Origin of the sequence: Burkholderia sp. BCC1998, assembly GCF_905339875.1 — a bacterium.
In the GTDB taxonomy this organism is placed as follows: domain Bacteria; phylum Pseudomonadota; class Gammaproteobacteria; order Burkholderiales; family Burkholderiaceae; genus Burkholderia.
Window position 1 is genome coordinate 1 of sequence record NZ_CAJPHE010000024.1, and the last position, 22,500, is coordinate 22,500.

Below are 22,500 nucleotides of genomic sequence, written 5' to 3' on the forward strand. Positions count from 1 at the left end.
TTCTGCGAGGACCCGGAGGTTTCCTCAGCAGCGCTGCGTTTTCAGCAGCAGAGAAGCGAGATTATGAACCGTCTTTTTCAGTTCGTCAACAACTTTTTAACTGCTTCGTTGCGACGGCTGGGGTTCAACTTCCTGCACCGCCGAGGCCGCTACGACCCGCCCGACAGCACCGCTTCCCTTCTTCTCCCGCGCTGCGTTTCCGTTAGCGCGAAAGAGGCGTGATTCTAAGCACCCGCCCTCGTCTGCGCAACCCCCTTTGTGAAAATATTTTGAAAAGCCCTCGTGCGCTGCCGCGCACGGGGGCTTGGGGTGTCACGCTCAATACATACTGCAGCGCGAGAAGTCCACGGCGGATCCGGGATGCCGCCTTCTTTCCTCCTAGATATAGGCGGTCGACGACATCCTCTGTTCCTCCGCGCTCCGTATTGGCGTCGCGCTCTCGTCATCCGGCTGCGGAACAAACGAAGGGGCGCGCGCCGTCGAGTATCATGCCGCGATCGAACAACGCACTCACACCGACGATGGACAGCACCACACAATCCGGCGACGCCGATCTCCGCGATGAATACGCCGCGCTGCGCGAGCGCGCCGTCATGCTCGAAGAACAGGTCCCGCCGCTCCTGCAACGCATCTCGGATGTCCTGCCGCGCATCAGCGGCGAGTCCGAACTGGCGGACGAGCATCGTGAACGGCTCGTCGGCGCGCGCAACGCAGCGATGGTCTCGATCGAAAACTATCAACAGGCGATCCCGTTCCTGCAGACCGCCGACTCGATCATCGAGCAGCTCGACAAGACGCCCGAGCGCGACGAGGACATCGAGTGGCGCGAATCGCTGCTGCAGCGGCTCGACGAACTGATCGACGTCGCGGTCGTGATGATCGACGATGCGCAAGGCTACTTCGAGCAGGCCGATGCCTGCGATCTCTCCAGCGTGCCGAAGTCCATTCTCGAAGACTGAGCCTCACGGCCGTGAGGCATACGGTGCGTCGACTGCCTATGTCGATGCGCACGCCACCTGCTCCGCACATGCCGACCGGCTGTCCCTGCTCGACACCGTGACGTCGACAATCCGATGCGCGTCCCGAAAAAGCTCACCCTTGCTGCCAAGGGTTCACGGGTATCAGCGAGCCGCGGCCCGTGACTGGAGCGTATCGAGAACGATCGTCTCGCCGACGACCGGTACACGGATATACCCGCCCTCCGCATCGCCATACGCGTGTGCGCTGCCGTCGATCACGTATTGCGCGGTCAATGCGCACAGCGTTGCGTCCCGCGCGTCGACCGATCGCAGCGTCGACACGTCGATTCCGAGTTGCGCGAGCAATTGCCGCCGCTGGTTGCGCTTCTGCTTCGCCGACGCAATCGCCTTGCCGAGCATCGCGCAGGTAATCGCGTACGGATAAGTCTCGAAGCTCACGCGCCCGCCGGCATACCGTGCGTCGGTCAGCAGCGGATAGGCGCCGGCCAGCGCACGGTAGACGCGCTCCCCCGTGAACATCCAGTCGAAAAAGCCCGACGTGCTGGCCACGGCCTGCTCGCGCGACGGCGTCGGGAAACATGAGATCCGTTCACGCGCGAGCGCCTGCTCGGCCGCCCGGCGTCCGCTTCCGGTCCACCACAGGCTCGGCGCGTCGACGCCGACCGCCACCACGTCATGCTCGATACACAGCGAAGGCAGCGCTTCGGGCGCGATCCGCGCCTCGCGCCGGACGATCGTCGAGCCGCGCAGGATCACGAGGTCGCACTGCTTCCTGTCGCCGCCCACGTCGACGCCCGCCACCGCAGGCAGTGACCGCTCGGCGGATCGGGATCGGGCCGCCCGCATGGCCGCGCGTCAGTCGGCCGGCCGCGCGTCGTACGCGGCATCGAAGATCCCTTCGAGGCCCGGATGTACGCCGCGCATCCGGTCGACGACCGACTTCGCCCAGTCGAAGTACGCCTGCTTGCGCTCGAGCGGCCAGTCCGCGGGCGGATGCCGGGCGATGTCGCGCAGGTTGCAGATCTTGTCCGCGAGCTTCACGAGCTTCGCGCGGCGGCTGATCGTCGCCGCATGCTCGACCTGCAGGCGCTTGCGCTCGTCCTTCGGCAACGACTTGTCGTCGGTGACTTCCATCACGATGTCCGCGACGTCCTTGCCGAACAGCCGCAGCAGTTCCTGCTCGGTGGTCTCCGTGTCCTCGATCGTGTCGTGCAACACCGCCGCGACGATCACGCGCTCGTCCTCGATGCCGGCTTCGTTGGCCAGCACCGCGGCCAGCGCAATCGGATGATTGATGTATGGCGACGCCTCGTCGTCCTTGCGCCGCTGATTGCGATGCTTGTCCGCCGCGAACGCAATCGCAGCTACCAGCTTGTTCATATCGATCCCTCGTGTGGCCGGACCCGTGACCGGCAGAACCGGTCGCGTGCATTTCGGAACCGCACATACTACCTGTACGCGATGACCATTCCCACGTATCGGGACATCGGGCCGCCCGGTGTCATGCGCCGGCTGCCTCGCGCTGCAGCGCGACCACGTTGACCTGCGCGCCGAACACGTCCCGCACGAGCGGCAGCAGGTGATCGTGGTGCGTCAGGAACAGCACCTGGGTTCGCGTCGACAGATCGCGCAGCGCCTCGAGCCCCGCCTTCGCACGTGCATCGTCGAAGTTGATGAACAGGTCGTCGGCAACGAACGGCAGCCCGGTCCTGCTGGCGAGCTGCAGTTCGAGCGCCGCGATCCGCAGCGCGAGGAACAACTGGTCGCGCGTCCCTTCGCTCAGGCCGGCGACCTCGACCGACGCGCCCTTCGTGCGCCGCGCATACAGCGCGGGCGGCGTCCGTTCGGTGTCGACGGTCAGCCGCGCGAATTCTCCCAGCGTGAGTCCCGCGAAAATCTCGCCCGCCCGGCGCAGCATCGGCCCCTGCTTCTGGTCGCGATAACGATCGGTCGCCCACTTCAGCAAGCGACTCGCGGTCGCCGCTTCCAGATACTGTTCCGCTGCATCGCCCATCGCCGCGAGCGCTTCCTGCCGCTTTGCTTCGGCCACGGCCGCATTCGCCTGGCCGTCGATCGCGCCGAATGCCTGCCGGGCCACGACCTGCTGCTGCGCGAGCGCGTTCAGGCGCGTGCCGACGTCGCCCAGCGACTGCTTCACCGCTTCGAGATGCGCGGGCACGTCGGCGATGTCCTGTTCAGCGACCTCGGCCTCGACGGCCGGCTGGGACAAGCCGTCGCCGTCGCGCACCAGCGCCTCCTTCGCGGCATCGACGGCCTGTCGAAGCTGACGCTGCCGGTCCGATTGCTCGGCCAGTGGCAGCGCCGCGTCGATCGACGCGACGCCGGCCAGTTGCAGCAACGGCTGAATGCGTGCATCCGCGCCCGCCACCGCGGCGGCGGCATCGGCGACCTTGCCGTCGGCTTGCCGCACCGCGTCGTCGGCACGACCGATCGCACGCGCGGTTTCCCGTGCGGCCGCAACGCGCATCGTCAACCGGCGCGCAACGTCCAGCCAGTCGCCGCTCGCCAGCCACGCGGGCTCGAGCGCTTCGGCCAGTCGCCGTGCACCGGCCTCGAGCGCGGCCAGCTCCGCGCGGATCGCGGTCATCCGGTTGCGTGGCGCATCGGCGTCGGCCAGTTCGGCGGTCACCGTATTCGCGAGCGCGAGCGCACCTTCCGCGGCAGCCAGCGTCACCGCATGGGCGGACAGCTTCGCGTCGGCAAGCGCGTCGCGCCATTGCACGTGCCACGCATCGTAGGCGGTCTGGGCCTGGCCGGCGCGCGAACGAGCCGTCGCGCATCCGCGTTCGGCTTCGCGCGCGCGGTCCTCCAGGCTGTCCTTTTGTGCGAGCGTCTTCTCCGCCGACTGCACGAACGTCCCGGCGATCGCGATGAGTGCCGTCAGGCCGTCGGCGTCGCCGCCGCGCGATACCATGCGCAGCGCCGAACGCAACGCGGCTTCCGCGCCGGCCCGCGCATCGCGGATCGTCGCGAATTCGCGGCGCAGGCGGTCGAGCTCGAGCTGCGCGGCAAACACCGTGTCGCGCTTGGCGAGCCAGTCGCCCATCGCCGCCAGCGGCATGCCGGGCACGCCGGCCGTCGTCGCCAGTTCGGCCCACGCGTCGCGATGTGCCGCCAGCTCGCGTTCGCGCTCGTCCACGGTCGCCTGTCGGCGCGTCAACACGACGCGCGCGGATTCGACCTGCTGACGCAGCGATTGCAGTGTCGCCGCCGCTTGCGTGGCGCCGAGCTGCGCATCGACGAGTTCGTCGGCAAGGCGAATTGCATCGTCGACGGCCGGCGCGCCGGTTGCGAGATCCACCGCGCCGCTGCGAACGTCGCCCCAGGCGCCATCGCGGCGAGCGCGCGCCGCCAGCACCTCGGCGGTCGTGACGACCTTGTGGGTCTGAGCGAAATGCTTCTCCTGCAGTTCGAGCCGCTCGTGTTCTTCCTGCGCGCCGTCCCGTGCATCGCGTGCGGCGGCGGCCGCGCTCGCGCGTTCGCTCGCTTCGGTCAGCAGCACACCGAGCCGAGCCGCCGACGGCACGTCGAGCGCACGCAGCGCGTCGACCGGCTTGCGCCACTGGCCGAGCGCATCGAGCGCGTCGGACAGCGTCTGCTCGGCGGCCGCGATGTCGCGTTCGAGTGCCTGTTCACGCTGCCCGCTATTGCGAAAGCCCTGCGCATCGGCGAGCGCCGCACGAAGCGCTTCAGGCACATCGACGGTCGACAGGCGCGCCAGCTGTTCCTGTGCCTGCGCGAGTTCCTGCGTGCGCTCGTCGAGCGACTCGCGCGCGCCGGCCAGCGCCTGATGCAGCGCGCCGTGGTCGCGCAGCAGGTTCGCGACCGTCTTCAGCGACAGCGCGGTCGGCAGGGCCGCGCGCAGCGACGTCTCATCGGTCGGCCAGCCGAGCTGCGCGGCGGCCGAACCCGCGGCGGACAGATGCCGCTCGACGTCCGTGCCGAGCAACAGCAGATCCTGTGCATGATTCATGCATGCGCCGCGCAGCCGGTCGAGCGCTTCGATATCGGCTTCGAGCGCCAGCGCATCGGCATCCGGATCGATCGCATCACGTGCCTGCCGTTTCGCGAGCAGGTCCGCGCGCCGTTCCTCGAGCACCTTCTGTTCGGCCGCGAGATCGCCTTGCGCTTTCAGCAAGTCGGCATACGCGGTCGGCGGCAGCTCGACGACGGTCCCCAGTTCGGCCAGCGCCACTTCCTTGATCGTCAGTTCCTTCAGGTACGGCGCCAGCCGCCGCACGCGCTCGAGCTTCGAGCGCAACGCTTCGAGGCGACGCTGCTCCGCGCGCGCCTGCTCGATCTCCTGCTCGACCGCGTCGCGCGCCTCCTTGCGATCGACCCAGTCGCGCGTGCGCACCTGGACTGCCTTCAGTTCGCCAACTGCTTCGTTGAACGAAGTCTCGGCCTGCGCGAATGCGCTGCCGCTGCGCCGCGGCGCCCACAGCTCCGCCGCGCGCGCGTCGAGTTCCTCGCGCACGGGGCCGAGCGTGCCGACACCCGCCGCCGATTCGAACAGCACCTGGCCGAGCTTGTCGGACGCGTCGAGAATGCTCCGGCCGCCGTCGACGAGCCGCCCGTGGTCGAGCCCGAACATCTGTTCGAAGAACTCGCGCGTCGCGCCGTCGAGGATGGCGTCGAGATAGTCGTCCGGCAGCTTGTCGTCGGCGGGCGTGCGCAGCGGACTGCGCCCGCGGGCGCGATGAAAGGCGAGCGCGCCGGCGCCGCCCTCCAGCACGCCGCCGATCCGCAGTTCGGGCGTCGCATGCAGGAAGTCGAGCGGGGTCTGCAGTTTCATCCCGAACAGCAGTTCCGACACGGCCGTCCGGATCGTCGACTTGCCGGCCTCGTTCGGCCCCACGATCACGTGGAAATCCTGGCCGGCCGACGGAAAGCGCAGCGTCTCGTCGGTGAACTTGCCGTACTTGATCAGGTCGAGCTGGCTGATTCGCATCGCTTATTCCCCCCTCGCCAGCCGCGCGAGCAACGCGGGACCGACCTGCTCGACCAGCGCCGTGAGTTCGCCGGCGCGCGCCATCGTCAGCAGCGGCACCTCTTCCTTCACGTCGCTGCGCACCTTGCCGACGAACGGCTTCAGGTCGCGTTCGAGCAGCGCGAGAAAATCCGGATCGTGTGCGGCATCGGCCAGGATCTGCTTCAGATCCTCCAGCGCCTCGAGTTGCTCGCTCTCGCCTTGCGGCTGCACGGGCGCGGACGTCGCGAGCCGGACCTTCTCCAGCCACAGCCGTTCGTTGCCGATGATGCCGATCTGGTTCAGCACCTCCGCACGCAATTGCGGCGCACGGCCGAAGAAGAGACCGTGCGCGGGCGTGCGGCCCGTGACCGTCACGCGCACCGCGCGCGGCACGTGGCCATCGACGCTCAACAGCGTCTCCAGCGACTGGCCGATCTTTCTCGACAGGTCGGCGACCGTCAGGCAATCGGACGCGTCGACCGACAACGCCTCCCAGCGCAGCACGTCGAGGTACAGACGCTCGACGTGCGTGCGGCCCTGCTCCACCGTCACGAGTACCGCGCCGCGGCGGCCCGTCTCGCGGATATGGCGCCCCTGCAGGTTGCCGGGAAACACGACGGTCGACGGCCCCGACCAATGCTGGAATTCGTGCACGTGGCCGAGCGCCCAGTAGTCGTAGCCTTTCGCATGCAATTCTGCCAGCGAGCACGGCGCATAGTTCGCATGCGCCGCATAGCCTTCGAGCGCGGTATGCAGCACGCCGATGTTGTAATGGCCCGGCACGGGATCCGGATAGCCGATCGCGAGATTGTCGACGACGGCCTTGTCCTTGAAGCTCTGCCCGTGCAGCGCCACGTCGAATTCCGGCAGCTTGAAGGTTTCCGGCTTGCGGTGGCCGAACACGGTGACGTTGTCGGGCAAGGTCAGCTTCTTCGTCATCTCGCTTTCGGCATCGTGATTGCCGCCGAGCACGAATGCGCGAATGCCGGCCTTGCGCAGGCGGCCCATTTGCTGGCCGAAGAAAATGCCGGTGTTGTGGTCCTTCCAGTCGCCGTCGTACAGGTCGCCGGCGATCACGAGGAACGCGACTTCCTCTTCGATCGCACGATCCACGAGCTGCCGCAGCGCCTCGCGCGACGCATTGCGCAACTGCGCGGCCGGCGCATCCGGATACGCGCTCAAGCCGTGCAGCGGGCTGTCAAGGTGAATGTCTGCGGCGTGGATGAACTTCACGAAGATTCCTCTGGTTCATGACGAAAGGGCGATGTCGACCGGCATTGTGCGCCGTCGAACGACGCGCGGCTGCTGGTCGCAGGCCGGACCGCCGCCGGATGCGCCGTCGCAGGTGGCGGCGCTCGTCCGCACCGATCGTGCCGCCCGTCGCCAGCGGGTCGGGATGGTACCTGAAAGCGAGCGCCGCGAATTCATCCGGCCTCGCGCCCACCGTGCGCACCCCGCACGCGTCACTCGCCGTGCGGCATGGGTGGTGACGCGCAAGCCGCGAGCCGCGGCACGCAGGCAAGCGCGAGAAGACGGAACGGGATGGTCATGGCCGTGATGCCTCGGAATGTTATCGGACCACGCCGGGCGGGCCGCGGCGGCGCTTTGGAGTCGTCTGTCGTCACGCTGCCGATCGGACATGCTTGCCTGCATCGACCGGTGCCGCGCAAGGGCTACCGGCGACCGGGAGCCCCGCTATTTAAGCATGGCGGGCAGGCAATGGGCAGAGGGTGCGCGGCACGCCTGTTCCGGTTCGCGGCACACTGACGCGGCCGCGATGCGCGGCGCGCGCCGAAAAAAAAGCCCGGCCCGCATCGAAGCGGGCCGGGCCTTGGCTGAAAGCGTATCGCTTACAGCGCGCCGCCTTGTGCCGACGCCGAACCCTTCACGCCGACCGATGCGCCGCCCTGCACCGAGTTCGCCGCACCCTCGAGCGCTTCGCCGGCCTTCGCCTTCGCGCCGCCTGCGACATCACCCGCCGTCGACACCGCGCCTTGCGCGTGGCTCTTTGCCGAGGATGCAACGTGCTTCACGTGCGACTTCGTCGTGTGCACGGCCGATGTCGCGGCATCCTTCGCCGAACCTGCAGCCGAGCCGACCGCCTGCGTCGCACCGCCAACCGCGTTGCCCGCTGCCGAGCCGACGCCGCCGACCGTCTTGCCCACGCCGTTCAGCGCACCGCCGACCAGGTTGCCTGCGCCCGACCCCGAGCCCGCGGCATTCGCGCCTGCACCCGCCTGCACGCCCACGCCGCCGCCGAGCAGCGGCGTCTGGACTTGTGCACCGACGCCGGCGGAACCTTCTGCGCCCGTCTGGGCCGTTTGTGCGAAAGCGGCCGATGCGATTGCCGTCAGCGCGGCGCCAAGCAGAATCGTGCGAATCTTGTTCATGGTCATTCTCCCCAAAGACGTTGTTGCTGCGGGCCGCCTTCGTGCGGCTTGTCGCATGCCTCACCGCGACGTGCGGCAGGTGGAGCCAATGTAGCCGCACCCACGCCCGAAACCATCGAATTGCGGGGACTGTTACTTCCGTTGCAAATGCTGACGATTGACTCACACTGTTTGACAATCATCGCGGCAGGCACGTGATTGGCATCGTCCGATCGCATGCCTCGGCGCATCCGGTACGCCGCATCGGCTAGCAGGGAAACCGGCCGTTCGTGTAGGTATCCCAAAGAACGCGTGACGGCCAGCCGTCGGTGCGGCCCGACAGCCGGCTTCGCGCGATCAGCTCGATGTCATCCGACACGCACGCCGCGATGTCGGCATTCCCCGATGCCCGGAACGCGAGCCTGAACGCCTTTTCCCTCAGGGCATCCACGGCCGGCTTGTCCAGCACGGCGCCCGGATCGCCGTCGATTTCGTCGAATGCCGTCATCCAGCCGGCGTCGAACGGCTCCGCCTCGCGGCTGGCCAGCGCGCGATCGCAATCGACGTCGCCGAGAAAATCGAAAAACCCCGGGCCCGACAGGATGGCGTCCATTTCGAGCAGATGCGCGTTCGTCACGGCGCCCCCTTGCCACGATGCGTGGCCGTTCTGTTCATCGATCGTTGCTGCCATGTGCCGCCTTCATGTTCCGCATTGGTGACGTGCAGCACCCTGCCCGCCGCGACCGGCAGACCGGAGCCGCAGGTGGGCGCTGATCGGCGCGGTGCCGCGCGACGACGCGCAATCAGCCCTATTCGCTCTTGTTCGACTGGATCAGCCGCAGAATCCGGCTGTCGTACGGCGACTGCATGACTTCGGCAATGCGGATCCCGGATGCGGCAGGGTGCAGCGGATTCAACAGGAAGTTGTGCGCGTGCGGCACGACGACGCTCGGTACGCGCAACAAGGCGCTCGGCTGCGTGTGCAGCCACTCGGTGCCGGCGCTGCGGGTCCAGTCGACGTCCTCTCGCCAGTCGGCCGGCGCATCGCCCTCCGCGATCTCGGCAACATCCACCGATTCAGGCACCTCGACCCGAAGCAGCTGGTAGCCGCTCGGCAATTGCGCAACGGTGGCGATTTCGAAGTGAACGAGCGTCTCGAGCAGCGCGAGCGCCGGATGCTCGGCGAGATAGACGACGGGCTGCCCGGCAAAATGCCAGCGCCCGCCGGCCCGCAATCCGCCGATGCCTTTCAGGTCCGCGTAATTGCTGATGCGCCACAGCGTCGTCAAGCGAAGTACCCCTCGTCGATCTGCGTGAGGGCTTCCTCGACGAGCCGCGCGCCATGCTCGGTACTCGCCATGTCGAGCGACGTGCGTCCGCCGAAGCGCTGGAGCCCGTTGCGCAGCCACGCCATCGCCTTGTCCTGGTCGCCGAACGTGGCCGTCGCCTGCGCGACGATGCGCGCCAGCCGGATCGCCTTGTCGGACTCCTCCTGCGACAGCCGTTCGTGCGCCTGGCGGCGATGGCTCAGCGTGCGCCGCGGGATGATGAAGGCGAGTTCGTCCGACTTCAGGCCGCGCTCCGACAGCCGGTCGATCACCGCGACGTCGACGCGCGCGCTCGCCAACTCCGCGAGATCGGCGCCCGAGCGCACGCGAATCGCGAGCAGTTGCTCGAGGATCGTGAACTCGGCCTGGCGCGGGTGCGCGACGCCCGAAGGGTGAAACGCGATCGTACTCATGACTCTTCTCCGGCAATTTGCCCAATCATTATAGGCGTTTTGCCGAAGACGGGCGGATTCGGTCGTCAGGCGGTCGACGACCGGTCGACGGCGGGCAATTGCGGGTGTCGGCGAAACGGGGCTTCCCGCTCGCCGCCCCGGCACGCGCGGCCGGAGATGCGCGTCTGGAGCGGGATCGTGAAATTCAAGTATATGAAGTCGCTGACTGACGTCATGAAGTTGTCACGTAACAACTTTTCTAATGAATATTCCATCGACGAAACGGCGCCCGCCACGTCCGGCCACCGAATTCGACATGCGTCGCACCGGTTGCCTTCCCCCCGCCCCGCCCGCCACCGACACCGATCAACCGGCCCACGCCGACGCTCGGATCACGCTGCAGAAATTGCCTGCATGGAAATGCGGATCCTTGTCGGCCAGCACATCGGCCTTCACGTTGCCGAACGTCGTGTCCGGCTTGTGCCGGATACCGTCGTAGAACGCCTGGATGATGTCTTCCTTGAAGCGCGGCCTCCTCGGATGCGCGCGGACGACGGCTTCTCGCTCGACGTCGCTGTACTCCGGATACGTGAGGCCCAGCACATCCATCTCGACACCGGCGGTGACGAGCGCGACGACCGGATGCATGTGCTGCGGAATGCCGGGGGTGGTGTGCAGTGCGATCGCGGTCCACACGAGGTCGATGTCCTGCTGCGAAATGCCCCTGCTCTTCAGGAAATCGCGCGCGGCATTGGCGCCGTCCACTTCGAATCGCTCACATGCGCTGCTGTGTCGATGCGTGAGCCCCATGTCATGGAACATGCAGCCGCAATAGAGCAGTTCGGGATCGTAGCTCAGCCCGCGGCGCTGGCCCGCGAGCGCACCGAAGTAGTACACGCGGCTGGAGTGATGAAACAGCAGCTCGGACTCGGTATCCCGTACGAGTTCGGTGATCTCGCGCGCGAGCTGGCTATCGGGAAGGGTGATGCCGGCGACGTTCACAGTCATGATCGATCTCCTTGGAAGACAGCATTCATTCTGCGGAGACCGTCGTTTGGCATCAATCGGCGTATTACGCCAAATCGTGCCATTTTGCTCGATCGACGGCCACCACTGCCGGAACCATCGAATCGCACCCGCGTAATGCGCCGATGCCCCGCCCGTCGCATCGCACCGCGCGTCTATACTGCTACGCGTCACATTCGACACATCGACACATCACGCAACCGAACATGCCGAAGGTCGTGGGTATTTTCGCGGTACCGGGCGTACAACTGCTCGACGTCTCCGCGCCGCTCGACGTATTCGCACAGGCAAACGCCGAAAGCGGCAAACCGTTCTATACGCTGCGGATCATCGCGAGCGAGTCCGGCCCGATCCGCGCGTCATCGGGCGCGCAATTGCTGGCCGACTGGATCGCTCCCGACATTCCCGATCGCATCGACACGCTGCTCGTTGCCGGTGCACCGGGTGCCGGCCGGATCGCGCTGCGCACCGACGTGCTCGCGTGGCTTCGATCGGCCGCCGTGCAAAGCAAACGGTATGGCTCGATCTGCACCGGCGCATTCATCCTCGCGGCGACCGGCCTGCTGAAAGGACGACGCCTGACGACGCACTGGGCCGCGGCCGATGCGCTCGCCGCCGCCTATCCGTCGCTCACCGTCGAAGCGGATGCGCTGTACGTACGCGACGGCAAGCTGCGCACCGGTGCCGGTGTCACGGCCGGCCTCGATCTCGCGCTTGCGCTGGTCGAGGAGGATCTCGGCCGGGAAATCGCGCGGCGCGTCGCCGCGCAACTCGTCATGTTCTTCAAGCGCCCGGGCGGGCAGCTCCAGTTCAGCCGCAGCGGCGCGGCGCGCCCGGCGGGGCGTTCGGTGCTGCAGGAAGTCCAGCGCTGGATCGCCAGTCATCCGGAACTCGAGCACTCGGTGGCGGAACTCGCGAAGCATGCGGGCATGAGCCCGCGCCACTTCGCACGGCTCTTTCGCGCAGAGGTCGGCATGACGCCGGCCTCGTGGGTCGAAGCGACCCGCGTCGCGGCGGCTCGCCAGTTGCTCGAAAACGGACATGACACGCCGAAGCAGGTCGCCGCGAAATGCGGCTTCGCGAATGTCGATACGCTCAGACGGTCGTTCGCACGGCATGTCGGGATCACGCCTGCCGAATACCGGAAACGGCAGGCGATCGTCGACGCGTGATGTGGTACGCGCGACGAGACGGCACGGGCATTCCCGTCGATGCGCGAAGGAAGGCTGGTCTCGATTTCAACGCGATGGGGCGTGCGGCTTTCCTTGCCCACCATCAATACTTCGTTATCCGATTCAATTGAGCTTTCTATCGGCCAAGCTCGGGGCCAAGGTCGGCGTTCGGTCGCCATACGCTCCTGTCCTGTAGCGCGCCGGCCCGTCGTACTTGCGTCGACATGCCATGCTCGACTCACCGCCGCCGCGACGATCATGCCCCACCGCAACCCGTGACCGCCGTCAGGCACGCCAACAATCGTCCGACAAAACCCGTTTTTTCCGCGAATCGTTTACCCAGTTGCAATAATCATTCGCTGGAACGCCTATTTCCGACCGGTATCGCGATCGCTACGATGCAAATCAACCGCTCAACGCAACAAGCGAAGCGCGAAATCTACGAAAACCGGAGGTCATCATGAAGTCGTTCATCTACGCAGTCACCGCTGCCAGCGCCCTGTCCGCATCGTTTGGCGCATTCGCTCAGTCGAACCCGTCGGACCAACTGACGCGTGCCCAGGTCCGCGCAGAGCTCGTGCAGCTCGAACAGGCCGGGTACAAGCCGGAAGTCTCCGATGTCCACTACCCGAATGCGCTGCAGACCGCGCAGGCGCGCGTGACGAACGGCGACGCGACGGGTTACGGCGCACAGGCCGCCGCCGGCGTGCGTGCCGGCCGCGCGATCGCGGTCAAGCAGAACGCTCGCGACTCGGTCTATTTCGGTCAGTAAGACTGCCGCACGCGACGCATTCCGCGATACGCCCGTTGCCGACGCAACACCCCGCTCCCGTCCATCGGGGCGGGGTGTTGTGTTTTTGGGCGCACGCGTCATGCGCGCCGCACGACGCCCGATCGACGCGCGCGCGCGAATCGGCCGCCGCATCGCGCCGTTCACGCAGACCGCTGGCGTTTGCGCATAGAATGGCCGCGTGGTCGGCGCCGGCCGAAGCGAACGCGAGCGAGACCTCGACTCACCGGGCATACCGCACTCGCTGGCCGACCCGATGCCGCACTCATCGCATTTTTCGAAAAGGAGCGGTTTCATGTCTCAAACATCCGGTTCCATGATCACGTTTCGCCGTCCGGACGGCCAGGAACTGCAGGGCTACCTCGCCACGCCGGAAAAGACCGAAGGCGCACCCGCGGTCGTCGTCATCCAGGAGTGGTGGGGCCTGAATGACCAGATCCGCGGCGTCGCCGATCGCCTCGCGCGCTGCGGCTACTTCGCGCTCGTGCCCGACCTGTATCGCGGCAAGTCGACGGTCGAGGAGGAAGAAGCGCACCACCTGATGACGGGCCTCGATTTCGGCGACGCCGCGTCGCAGGACATTCCCGGCGCGGTGCACTACCTGAAGACGCACGCGTCGCGCGTGGCGGTCACCGGCTTCTGCATGGGTGGCGCGCTCACGCTGCTGTCGCTGCAGTTCGCCGAGGCGGCCGCCGGCGTCACGTGGTACGGCTTCCCTCCGCTCGACTACCTCGACCCGTCGAAGATCAAGGTGCCGCTGATGGGTCACTGGAGTACGCAGGATGCGTTCTTCGCGATCGACCAGGTCGATGCGCTGGAGAAGAAGCTGACCGATGCAAAGGTCGACGTCGAATTCCACCGCTATCTCGCGCATCACGCGTTCGCGAACGAAACGGCCGTCGGCCCCGGCCGCATCGGCGGCACGCAGTTCGATCCGGTGTGGTCGCAGATCGCGTGGGATCGCACGCTCACGTTCTTCGGGCGCACGCTCTGGGACAAGCAGCAGTAATACCGCAGCAGGCATCCGCCACTGCCGTGCAGCGATGCACGTCAAGCAAAACGCCACGGACTTGCATCCGTGGCGTCGTCGTATGCGGCAAGGATTGCGTTACGCGAGCGGCGGTGGCGCGCGCTCGACGCTTCGCACCGAACCGACGATCTCCGATATCGAAAGCAGGGTTTCCATAACGGCGCGCATCGAGCGATGCAGCCGGTCGGTGAAGTCGTGCCGTGTCTTTTTCACCATCAATTTAGGTATGCAAAGGATCTTGCGCAGCCGGAACCTGGATTCAAGGACGATGCGTGTGCCGCATCATGCGATCCGGCACACGTCGTCCACCTTCGCTCAGGACTCGCAGGAACCGCGCAGCGCAGCCTCGTCGGCGGACAGCATTTCAGGCACGCATTCACGCAGGAAATCGACGAAGGTACGGATCTTCGCGTCGAGGTACTGGCGCGACGCGTACAGCGCGTAGACCGTCAGTTTCTGCAGTCGGTACTCGGGCAACACGCGAACCAGCGCACCGCTCGCCAGTGCGGGCACCGCGGTCGACATCGGCAACGAACCGATCCCGAGGCCGGCGCGCAACGCGGCGCCAAGCGCGTCGGCGATGTTGACCTGGAAATCCGCCAGCGGCAGTTCGAACGTCTCGCGACCGTCGGGGCCGTCGAGATGCCAGCGGTCGCGCGGAAAGATCGGCGTGACGATCTGCAGGCACGCATGCGCTTCGAGATCGCGCACGGTGCGCGGCGTCCCGCGTTCCTTCAGGTACGCCGGCGACGCGCACAGCACGCTGTGCACATCGCCGAGCCGCTGCGACACCAGCCCCGAGTCGGGCAACTCCGTCGCGCTCAGTTGCAGCGACACGTCGTAGCCTTCGTCGATGATGTCGGGCACGTGCTGCGACAGCGTGAGCTCGACGGCCACCGACGGATAGCGCTGCCGGTATCGCACCACTGCGGGCACCAGGTAGGCCTGGCCGAAACTGGTCGTCGCGTGCACATGGAGGCGCCCCGACGGCTTCGCCTGCGCATCGGCCGCCTCGGCTTCCGCTTCGTCGATATAGCCGAGGATGCGCTGGCATCGGTCGAGATAGCGCTGTCCGGCGTCGGTCAACGCGATGCGGCGCGTGCTCCGGTTGAGCAGACGGGTGCGCAGGTGCGTTTCGAGTTGCGCGACCGAACGCGATGCGTAGGCGGTGGTGATGTCCAGGCGCTGGGCCGCGCTCGTGAAGCTGCCCTCCTCCGCCACCCGGACGAAAATGCGCATCATCTGTAACGTGTCCATCGACATGTCCCCGGGATTGAAATCGCTTCGCAGCGGCGCCCGCCCCGGCACGGGCCGGTCTGGCGCGAATCGTGCGGAACAGTACCGCAGCGATGCAGGCGTGTCCAGTTTGCCGTGCGCCGCGCGGCAGGCCGTCGTTCACGCGACAACCCATGCCGCAGGACGACCGGCACCGGAGCGATGCAGGCCGCATGGCGGCGGCCTGCCGGGCACGCATTGCGCGTGCCGCGTCGCGCTCACGCCGGGTCGAAAGGATTGCTCAGCACGATCGTGTCGTCGCGCTCGGCGCCCGTCGTGATCATCGATACGGGCGCGCCCGCGACCGCCTCGACGCGTGCGATGAAATCCTGTGCGGCACGCGGCAGCGCCGCACGCTCGCGCACGCCCTTCACGGTCCCGTCCCATCCGGCGAACGTTTCATAGACGGGCGTTGCGCGCGCCTGCGCATCGAGGCTCGCGGGCAGATGGTCGACGCGTGCGCCGTCGAGTTCATAGCCGACACACAGCTCGATCGACGCAAAGCCGTCGAGCACGTCGAGCTTCGTGAGCGCGAGCGAATCGATACCCGAGATCCGCACGGCCTGCCGCAACTGCGCGGCATCGAGCCATCCGCAGCGGCGCGGCCGGCCCGTGTTGACGCCGAATTCCTGTCCGCGTGCGCGCAGCGTTTCGCCGGTGGCGTCGTTCAGTTCGGTGAGGAAAGGGCCGCCGCCGACGCGCGTCGCGTACGCCTTGGTCACGCCCAGCACGTGACCGAGTTTCGACGCGCCGAGGCCGGTGCCGGCCGCCGCGGCCGATGCAACGGTGCCCGACGACGTCACGAACGGATACGTGCCCCAGTCGATGTCGAGCATCACGGCCTGCGAGCCCTCGAACAGGATGCGCTCGCCGCGCTCGTTCGCGTCGTTGAGGTCGGCCCACACGGGACGCACGAACGGCAAGATCTTCGGTGCGATGTCGACCAGCATTGCAACCATGGCGTCGCGCGAGCACGGCTCGAGCCCCAGGCCGCGGAACCATGCATTGTGGTGATCGACCAGCACGTCGAGCTTGTCGGCAAGCCGGTCCGGCTCCGCCAGATCGGCAACCCGCAGCCCGCGGCGCCCCACCTTGTCCTCGTAGGCCGGCCCGATCCCGCGCAGCGTGGTGCCGATGGGTTCGCGACGCAGACGCTCCTGCGCCTGGTCGATCGCACGGTGAATCGGCAGGACCAGCGTGGCGTTCTCCGCAATCGACAGATTGTCCGGCGTCACCGACAGCCCAAGCTCGGCCATCCGCCCGATCTCGGCCAGCAGCGCCTCCGGATCGAGCGCCACGCCGTTGCCGATCACGCCGCGCTTGCCGCGCACGATGCCGCTCGGCAACAGCGCGAGCTTGTACGTCTTGTCGCCGACGACCAGCGTATGGCCCGCGTTGTGGCCGCCGTTGTAGCGTGCGACAAGATCGGCCTGCGCCGCCAGCCAGTCTACGACGCGCCCCTTGCCTTCGTCACCCCATTGGGCGCCCACCACCACCACGTTCGGCATGCTCCACACTCCATGTGAGAAATTCAGACACATATTCCGGCCGGATCGGCCGTTTGTGTGCCATATTGGCGAAGCATGATCGCCCGATCAAACGATTAAATCTGAGCATTCGCGTGAGTAAAACTCACGCTAAACGATGAATGGCCCGACGACTCCCTCCGTTGAATTCGCTGCGCGCGTTCGAAGCCGCGGCCCGGCACGGCAGTTTCACGCTCGCCGCCGACGAGCTGTGCGTGACGCATGGCGCGATCAGCCGGCATGTCCAGCAACTGGAGGCGTGGCTTGGCCGGCCGCTGTTCGAGCGGCACAACCGGCGGGTCGACCTGACCGATGCCGGTCGCGCGTACCTCGCCGAGGTCGGTGCATCGTTCGACCGGATTGCGCTGGCCACCGCGCAGCATTTCGGCCAGGGGCAGCAGCGCGTGCTGCGCGTCAGCGCGCCCGCGACGTTTTCGCTGCGCTGGCTCGTGCCGAAGCTGTCGTCGTTCCAGGTCGCCCATCCGGCCGTCGAAGTGCGGCTGTCGACATCGAACGAGCCGATCGAGAAGTTGCGCGACAAGGTCGACCTGATCGTCCGCGGCGGCCCGCAGGCAATCGACGGCTATGTCGCCGAGGAATTCCTGTCCGAAGTCAGGCTACCCGTATGCGCGCCGAAGCTGCTCGAGGGCAGGCCGTTGCGTACGCCTGCCGATCTCGCGGGCTTCACGCTGCTGCATGCGGCGACCTATCCCGGCATGTGGCCCGAGTGGCTCGCGGCAGCGGGGCACGCGAATCTGGTGCCGCGGCATTCGCTCACGCTCGAGCATTTCTATCTGACGCTGCAAGGCGCGCTCGACGGTCTCGGCGTCGCGATGGGGCCGATCGCGCTCGTCGCGGACGACATCGCCGAAGGCCGGCTGGTGCAGCCGTTCAGCGAACCGGCACTGCCGCCGTGGCGCTACTTCACTTATGTGGCGGCTGCGCGCGCGGAGGACGAAGCCGTGCGGGCATTCAAGGACTGGCTGAAAGTGACGGGGAATGCGGCGGCAGCGAACGCGCGGCGCTGACCAGGTTCTGACGGCGACGATCGCTCGGTCGGTGTGGGTTTCGGGCGCCGTTGCGACGCCGCGTATTGCTCATGCTTGAACGTCTTTCGCCTCGCCCTTTATCCAACGTTTTTTTCATTCAGCAGGATTACTACTAGTCTGAACAGGACGGACAGAGCAGGAAGAGTCAACGCATCGAGATGGTTTCCATTTCATCTAAAAACAAAGGACATCGAATCATTTGATGCGGATGTGATACCCGCATGGGTGCCCGGACACGCATCGCGTTTCCGCAGCACAAACGACAAACCCCGGCTCGAGCCGGGGCTTTTCTCGCGACGGACGCTTATTGGCTGGCGCCCGCGGCTTCGCCCGCCTTCTTCTCAGCGTTCTGCAGGTTCTGCGGGTAGTTCGGATCGTTGGCCGCCGGCTTGTAACCCGCGTCTTCGAGCTTCTTCAGTTCGGCGTTGTTCTTCGCGCGCGCTGCCTTGTGTTCGGCTTTGCGTTTTGCCCGTGCTGCCTTGCGTGCTTCACGCTTCGCAGCTTTCGCATCCGAAGCGGCGGATGCGGCCGGTGCGCTGGCGTCGGTCTGCGCGAACACCGGAGCAGCCGAGCCGAAGAGGAACGCCGCTGCCGTAGCAGCCAGCGTCAGTTTTTTGATCTGGATTCGCATCGCTGAACTCTCTTTTCTGATTGGTCACGGAGTGAAAGTACATCGAGATACCGCCCCTGCCCCTGGCCGGTCTTCATCTCGCGATCAGGGCCTTTGCATCATAACCGCGTTGCAAAAAATGTGGCGCTATCGTGCGCACATTCTTGGGGATACATGTATGGGAAACGTCGCATCGTCACGTCTCCCGCGTGCCCGCCGGATCCTCGTTTCGCAGCGACACGGCAATACATCACGCGACGTGTGCGACCGCCGCAAACATGTGACGAAGCGGATTGTTCCGTCGATACGATGCAGGTTGCCGATGAGGACGAGATCCGCTTCGGCGCACCGCGCCCGCGTACGACGCCGACTGTTTCATCCGTGGAATTTGCTGCTCCCGCAACGCGATCGTTGCCTCATGAGCGGAACATGCGACGGAATCGCGGACCTGTGCGCCATGTTGCGATTTGCGGCCGCGCGAACGACGGCTCCTCCCATAAATGACCACGAATCGTTCCGTGCCGAGTCCGCCCCGTTCCACTACACGTCGGCCCGATCCGATGCGAACGATCGGGTAACCGGTGGCCGCTTGCATGGTTACCTGTTCGGCGCGATTCGTCGCCACTTCTGGGAAGATGACATCTGCCGCACAAGGTGAGCGCTTCGATCGGCATTCGTTCACGATCGCGCATCTGCATCGTACGATGCAGTCGCATGAGCGCCTGCGCTGCGCGCGTCATCGTATCTGCATCACGAAGCGTTTTGCGCCTGTGCGACAAGCACGCCGGCGCGTCTGGCGCTGCGCGCATACGCCACAGCTTTTCCATCGGGTGCCCTTATCTCGTGCGGACGCGTCGCACGGACGGTCCATCAACCTGCGAGGAGCTAGTCGGTGAGCCTTTACAAGATCCGACAACTTCCGACGGTGAGCATTTTCGGGATTCGAGTATGTTTCCAGCGAGCGTGAGCCTGGTTGACTCGCCTCACGTTCGGAACCATGCCGGGATCGCCGTGACCGAAGCGCGTTTGATCGTCGTGTCGACCGGCACAGGGATGCAATTCTTGTCCGGTCTGTCGAGATCCCGTACCGATTCCGATACAGGCCCAAAGGTAGAAAACTATGAGGCCAAATGAACGGAGCAAGGGCTCGGGGTTTCGTCCGCGCACCGGTCACTGACTGAAAAGTGTCGGACGAGCCGGCGCGCGATAGCCGAAGACTTATCCACGGAAGCGCGGGCACAGACGCAAAAATAACCGCTTGCGGATGAATTCCGGTCATTTCTCACTGCCCTGAAGCCTACCCGCAGTATTCCTGTGCGGGTGCGATGGCCGTTTTCTACGGGTAATCCCGGACGGAGAAACCTCCCGCTGTGCGCATTTTCCGATCCCATAGATGGGAACCTATGTCCCGAAAACGCGGATTCCATCCCATAAGTTTCTACGTTTGAGCGCTTGTTAGTAGGTACTCACCCTCTTGCGAAGCCTTGTCAGGCCTGGGAGGCTCGCAGAATGAGGTCACATATCGGGGGATCCACAGGCTGGAGACCCGGATTGCTGTGCCCGTCGAGCCCGCTGGAGTCCCTTTGGTAGCGGTTTATGGGGGTTGTTTTTCTGCACAGGCACACGTGTGTTTACATCTTTGGTAAACAACGTTTACTTCTTTAACTACTTTTAGACGGCTCACAGCCTTGTCTGGCAAGGGTTTGACAGGTGTTCGGTACCCATTTATGGGAGCACAGGCGGAAGAGTATGGGGTTTCAGGTCTGTGGATTTGGGGAATCGGGTACCGCGTTGTGGGAAATGGGGGTTGTGGATATGGGGCACGCGTAGCCTGTTATGGGAATTCGGACCAAAAACACTTCAGGTAGCCCTCTATGGGGGAATCCATTGGTAGCCATTTATGGTGCGTTCCAGCTGATCGGTTGGTGCCGCCGGGCACAGCATTTTATGTGGGGTAGCCGGTTATGGGGCGGACTTCAGGTAGTCGTTTATGGGTGCCTGTATTGACCGCGTGATCTCGTTTGGCTCGTCCCTATAGTTGTGGCGTCCCATAAACAGGATCAGGCCGGTAGAAAGGTTACCTTCTGTGGGGGAATCTGAAGGTAGTCATCCATGGGGAGCATTTTCGCCTGTCGGACACCGTTGAACACAAAACGCCACGCCGGTGGATTTCGACAGGTACCCATTCATGGGGCGTGTCGAAGGTAGCGCGTTATGGGAGGAACGCAGATCGTGTTGCATGGCACCACGAATCGGGTTCGCCAATCCAGTTCGAGTCGATTGTTTCCCATGAATGGGTACCTTTGATAGGGCAAGTCCCATGCCGGATCCTGGCGACAAACCACACAGGTAGAAGGTTTTGGGAGCTGTTATTGACCAAAAGGTATATGGATATGGGGCTCCGAACAAATAGGAAAAACTAGTTTTTTCCTTTTGTGACAGGAACTTAGCATCGATAGTGAAAGTGATACCGTAGAAAGAGACGTTGCTCGGTGGCTGGAAAAGGTATAAAGTCCGCCATCAACACGGTCACCTTCTCCGGACATCACGATGCCGCGCAAGCCCGCAATCAAAGGCTCCGACAAGCAGGTTTCGCTATTTCAGACGCCCGAGCCTCCCGATCTGCTGCGCAAGGCGGTCCAGGCCATTCATATCGCTCCGAAGTCCGGAAAGATCGGGCTGCAGCAGCGCAAGATGTTCAGCTCGTTGATCAAGAATGCCCTTCGTCAGGAAGCGTTCGAGCCCGGCCGGACGAGCTTCTCGATCTCGATCGCCGCGCTCTCGCACGAAAGCGGGTTGAACAGCAACAACACGAAGTACGTGAAGGACACGGTCAACTCGCTGATCAGTACCGTCGTCAACTGGGACTACCTTGCGGCCGACCGCTCGACGGTGTGGAAGGCGTCGGGCCTGCTCGCCGGCGCCGAACTCGAGCAATCGGTGCTGAAGTACAGCTTCTCCGACCAGATTCGCAGCGAGCTGCTCAATCCGGAGATCTACGCGCTCATCGATATGCGGATCGCGCGCGAGTTTCGGCGCTCGCACTCGCTTGCGCTGTGGGAAAACACGGTGCGCTACGAGGGGATCGGCATCACGGCGAAGATTCCGCTGCCAAAATTCCGCGATCTCATCCTCGGTCAGGACAAGGCGTCGCAATCGTACAAGGAGTACAAGCTCTTCAAGAGCAAGGTCCTGGTGCCGTGCATTCAGGAGGTGAACGAAGTTTCCGACCATACGCTCGAGCTGATCGAACACAAGTCAGGTCGCAGCGTGGAGGCCGTCCAGTTCAAAGTGACGCGCAAGCAGAGCGCGGATATGGTCGAGGAAGGCGACGTCAAGAACGAAGCACTCGTCGACGAAGTCGCCAAGTTCGGCATCCCGCGTTCGGAAGCGCGCCGGCTGATCACGCAGTACGGTGTGCAGCGCATCAAGGCGGCAATCGCCTATACGCTCAATCGGACTACGAAGAAGAATGCAGCCCCTGTCGACAACGTGGCCGCGTATTTCCGCAAGGCGCTGACACACGGCTATACGCTGGCCGACGGTCAGGGGACCGAAACGGCCGCGCCGGCAAAGGAATCCGCGCAGAGCAAGCAGGAACAGATTCGCGACAAATACCTGGCGGCGAAGGTCGACGAAGCCGGTGCGTATTTCCGCGAACTGGAGATCGACGACCAGACCAAGCTGATCGAGCGCTACAACGAGACGGTGGCCGGTTCGAAGGATCTCACGCTGTCGCCGAAGAAGAAGGCGAGCAAGCTGGCGCAAACCAGTTTCTTCCGTTGGCTGGCGATCGACACCTGGGGCGAACCGACTTCGGACGACCTGCTGGAATTCCTGCTGAAAAGCAGTCTCGCGACCAACTGATCAAGGCCTCGCAGCCTGGCATGCGCCGCGCGCCGGACTTCATCCGGTTGCGCGGTGCCGTGCAGGCGCGGGGCCTTTGTCTTGGCGCGGCTA

At 65.2% G+C, this 22,500-nt stretch carries 21 protein-coding genes (1 of these 21 only partly in view); 7 read left to right on the forward strand and 14 right to left on the reverse strand.

The window, feature by feature from the left end; genetic code table 11:
• Both U5A56_RS30585 and U5A56_RS30590 read left to right on the forward strand, forming a co-directional pair.
• The coding region (locus U5A56_RS30585; protein WP_321926205.1) for a hypothetical protein at nt 1–222 on the forward strand (222 nt) is incomplete at its 5' end.
• Between the two features lie 266 nt (nt 223–488).
• Nucleotides 489–959 (forward strand): ATPase, encoded by a 471-nt coding sequence (locus U5A56_RS30590; protein WP_124489723.1) that lies wholly within the window; start codon nt 489–491, stop codon nt 957–959.
• A gap of 162 nt (nt 960–1,121) precedes the next feature.
• Here U5A56_RS30590 and U5A56_RS30595 read toward each other — a convergent pair whose 3' ends face one another.
• From U5A56_RS30595 to U5A56_RS30635, 9 genes are all read right to left on the reverse strand, one after another.
• Nucleotides 1,122–1,826 carry a DUF429 domain-containing protein gene (locus U5A56_RS30595; RefSeq protein WP_321926206.1) on the reverse strand — a complete coding sequence of 235 codons (705 nt, stop codon included), beginning with the start codon at nt 1,824–1,826 and terminating at the stop codon, nt 1,122–1,124.
• Between the two features lie 9 nt (nt 1,827–1,835).
• The gene (locus tag U5A56_RS30600) at nt 1,836–2,360 is read right to left on the reverse strand and encodes an HD domain-containing protein (RefSeq protein WP_044848835.1); all 525 of its coding nucleotides are present in this window, start codon (nt 2,358–2,360) and stop codon (nt 1,836–1,838) included.
• Nucleotides 2,361–2,481: 121 nt separating this feature from the next.
• Nucleotides 2,482–5,952 carry an ATP-binding protein gene (locus U5A56_RS30605; protein ID WP_321926208.1) on the reverse strand — a complete coding sequence of 1,157 codons (3,471 nt, stop codon included), beginning with the start codon at nt 5,950–5,952 and terminating at the stop codon, nt 2,482–2,484.
• A gap of 3 nt (nt 5,953–5,955) precedes the next feature.
• Nucleotides 5,956–7,206 (reverse strand): metallophosphoesterase family protein, encoded by a 1,251-nt coding sequence (locus tag U5A56_RS30610; RefSeq protein ID WP_124489712.1) that lies wholly within the window; start codon nt 7,204–7,206, stop codon nt 5,956–5,958.
• A gap of 617 nt (nt 7,207–7,823) precedes the next feature.
• Nucleotides 7,824–8,363, reverse strand: a complete 540-nt coding sequence (locus tag U5A56_RS30615; RefSeq protein ID WP_044848832.1) for a hypothetical protein — start codon at nt 8,361–8,363, stop codon at nt 7,824–7,826.
• A gap of 247 nt (nt 8,364–8,610) precedes the next feature.
• On the reverse strand, nt 8,611–9,033 hold the full coding sequence (locus tag U5A56_RS30620; RefSeq protein WP_044848831.1) for a hypothetical protein: 423 nt from the start codon (nt 9,031–9,033) through the stop codon (nt 8,611–8,613).
• Nucleotides 9,034–9,151: 118 nt separating this feature from the next.
• The gene (locus U5A56_RS30625; protein WP_044848830.1) at nt 9,152–9,631 is read right to left on the reverse strand and encodes an RES family NAD+ phosphorylase; all 480 of its coding nucleotides are present in this window, start codon (nt 9,629–9,631) and stop codon (nt 9,152–9,154) included.
• The gene (locus tag U5A56_RS30630) at nt 9,628–10,083 is read right to left on the reverse strand and encodes an antitoxin Xre/MbcA/ParS toxin-binding domain-containing protein (RefSeq protein WP_044848829.1); all 456 of its coding nucleotides are present in this window, start codon (nt 10,081–10,083) and stop codon (nt 9,628–9,630) included. Before U5A56_RS30630 ends, U5A56_RS30625 begins: the two co-directional genes overlap by 4 nt.
• 345 nt (nt 10,084–10,428) lie before the next feature.
• On the reverse strand, nt 10,429–11,070 hold the full coding sequence (locus U5A56_RS30635; RefSeq protein ID WP_044848828.1) for an HD domain-containing protein: 642 nt from the start codon (nt 11,068–11,070) through the stop codon (nt 10,429–10,431).
• Between the two features lie 224 nt (nt 11,071–11,294).
• Here U5A56_RS30635 and U5A56_RS30640 point away from each other — a divergent pair, with 224 nt between their 5' ends.
• The 3 genes from U5A56_RS30640 to U5A56_RS30650 all read left to right on the forward strand — a co-directional run bounded on the left by U5A56_RS30640 (nt 11,295) and on the right by U5A56_RS30650 (nt 14,059).
• Nucleotides 11,295–12,260 carry a GlxA family transcriptional regulator gene (locus U5A56_RS30640; protein ID WP_044848827.1) on the forward strand — a complete coding sequence of 322 codons (966 nt, stop codon included), beginning with the start codon at nt 11,295–11,297 and terminating at the stop codon, nt 12,258–12,260.
• Between the two features lie 460 nt (nt 12,261–12,720).
• The gene (locus U5A56_RS30645) at nt 12,721–13,032 is read left to right on the forward strand and encodes a DUF4148 domain-containing protein (protein WP_044848826.1); all 312 of its coding nucleotides are present in this window, start codon (nt 12,721–12,723) and stop codon (nt 13,030–13,032) included.
• A gap of 313 nt (nt 13,033–13,345) precedes the next feature.
• Nucleotides 13,346–14,059 carry a dienelactone hydrolase family protein gene (locus U5A56_RS30650; protein ID WP_044848825.1) on the forward strand — a complete coding sequence of 238 codons (714 nt, stop codon included), beginning with the start codon at nt 13,346–13,348 and terminating at the stop codon, nt 14,057–14,059.
• 99 nt (nt 14,060–14,158) lie between these two features.
• Here U5A56_RS30650 and U5A56_RS30655 read toward each other — a convergent pair whose 3' ends face one another.
• The 3 genes from U5A56_RS30655 to U5A56_RS30665 all read right to left on the reverse strand — a co-directional run bounded on the left by U5A56_RS30655 (nt 14,159) and on the right by U5A56_RS30665 (nt 16,863).
• A complete protein-coding gene (locus U5A56_RS30655; RefSeq protein ID WP_193759798.1) occupies nt 14,159–14,299 on the reverse strand; it encodes a hypothetical protein in 141 nt (46 codons plus the stop codon).
• A gap of 96 nt (nt 14,300–14,395) precedes the next feature.
• Nucleotides 14,396–15,337, reverse strand: coding sequence for a LysR family transcriptional regulator (locus U5A56_RS30660; protein WP_044848839.1), 942 nt, complete (start codon nt 15,335–15,337; stop codon nt 14,396–14,398).
• Between the two features lie 236 nt (nt 15,338–15,573).
• On the reverse strand, nt 15,574–16,863 hold the full coding sequence (locus U5A56_RS30665; protein ID WP_044848824.1) for an adenylosuccinate synthase: 1,290 nt from the start codon (nt 16,861–16,863) through the stop codon (nt 15,574–15,576).
• Between the two features lie 140 nt (nt 16,864–17,003).
• Between U5A56_RS30665 and gcvA the strand changes: the two genes are divergently transcribed.
• Complete coding sequence (gene gcvA, locus U5A56_RS30670; protein ID WP_044848823.1) at nt 17,004–17,909, forward strand: transcriptional regulator GcvA; 906 nt, start codon at nt 17,004–17,006, stop codon at nt 17,907–17,909.
• A gap of 325 nt (nt 17,910–18,234) precedes the next feature.
• Here the strand turns inward: gcvA and U5A56_RS30675 are convergent, their stop codons facing one another.
• Nucleotides 18,235–18,561 carry a hypothetical protein gene (locus U5A56_RS30675; RefSeq protein ID WP_044848822.1) on the reverse strand — a complete coding sequence of 109 codons (327 nt, stop codon included), beginning with the start codon at nt 18,559–18,561 and terminating at the stop codon, nt 18,235–18,237.
• 2,529 nt (nt 18,562–21,090) lie between these two features.
• On the opposite strand from U5A56_RS30675, the gene U5A56_RS30680 reads away from it, so the two are divergent.
• A complete protein-coding gene (locus tag U5A56_RS30680) occupies nt 21,091–22,407 on the forward strand; it encodes a replication initiation protein (RefSeq protein WP_044848821.1) in 1,317 nt (438 codons plus the stop codon).
• A 90-nt stretch (nt 22,408–22,497) separates the two neighbouring features.
• Here the strand turns inward: U5A56_RS30680 and U5A56_RS30685 are convergent, their stop codons facing one another.
• On the reverse strand, nt 22,498–22,500 hold the end of the coding sequence (locus tag U5A56_RS30685) for a ParB/RepB/Spo0J family partition protein (protein ID WP_044848820.1). The gene runs 1,029 nt beyond the window's last position; the window shows 3 of its 1,032 coding nt (coding positions 1,030–1,032); the start codon falls outside the window, past its right edge; the stop codon is at nt 22,498–22,500.

Coding starts and splice junctions, on each gene's coding strand:
- U5A56_RS30615 (WP_044848832.1), bottom strand. CDS start 8,363: ATGAACAAGATTCGCACGATTCTGCTTGGCGCCGCGCTGACGGCAATC.
- U5A56_RS30620 (WP_044848831.1), bottom strand. CDS start 9,033: ATGGCAGCAACGATCGATGAACAGAACGGCCACGCATCGTGGCAAGGG.
- gcvA (WP_044848823.1), top strand. CDS start 17,004: ATGGCCCGACGACTCCCTCCGTTGAATTCGCTGCGCGCGTTCGAAGCC.
- U5A56_RS30680 (WP_044848821.1), top strand. CDS start 21,091: ATGCCGCGCAAGCCCGCAATCAAAGGCTCCGACAAGCAGGTTTCGCTA.
- U5A56_RS30600 (WP_044848835.1), bottom strand. CDS start 2,360: ATGAACAAGCTGGTAGCTGCGATTGCGTTCGCGGCGGACAAGCATCGC.
- U5A56_RS30675 (WP_044848822.1), bottom strand. CDS start 18,561: ATGCGAATCCAGATCAAAAAACTGACGCTGGCTGCTACGGCAGCGGCG.
- U5A56_RS30605 (WP_321926208.1), bottom strand. CDS start 5,952: ATGCGAATCAGCCAGCTCGACCTGATCAAGTACGGCAAGTTCACCGAC.
- U5A56_RS30630 (WP_044848829.1), bottom strand. CDS start 10,083: ATGAGTACGATCGCGTTTCACCCTTCGGGCGTCGCGCACCCGCGCCAG.
- U5A56_RS30650 (WP_044848825.1), top strand. CDS start 13,346: ATGTCTCAAACATCCGGTTCCATGATCACGTTTCGCCGTCCGGACGGC.
- U5A56_RS30635 (WP_044848828.1), bottom strand. CDS start 11,070: ATGACTGTGAACGTCGCCGGCATCACCCTTCCCGATAGCCAGCTCGCG.
- U5A56_RS30665 (WP_044848824.1), bottom strand. CDS start 16,863: ATGCCGAACGTGGTGGTGGTGGGCGCCCAATGGGGTGACGAAGGCAAG.
- U5A56_RS30660 (WP_044848839.1), bottom strand. CDS start 15,337: ATGGACACGTTACAGATGATGCGCATTTTCGTCCGGGTGGCGGAGGAG.
- U5A56_RS30645 (WP_044848826.1), top strand. CDS start 12,721: ATGAAGTCGTTCATCTACGCAGTCACCGCTGCCAGCGCCCTGTCCGCA.
- U5A56_RS30590 (WP_124489723.1), top strand. CDS start 489: ATGCCGCGATCGAACAACGCACTCACACCGACGATGGACAGCACCACA.
- U5A56_RS30640 (WP_044848827.1), top strand. CDS start 11,295: ATGCCGAAGGTCGTGGGTATTTTCGCGGTACCGGGCGTACAACTGCTC.
- U5A56_RS30595 (WP_321926206.1), bottom strand. CDS start 1,826: ATGCGGGCGGCCCGATCCCGATCCGCCGAGCGGTCACTGCCTGCGGTG.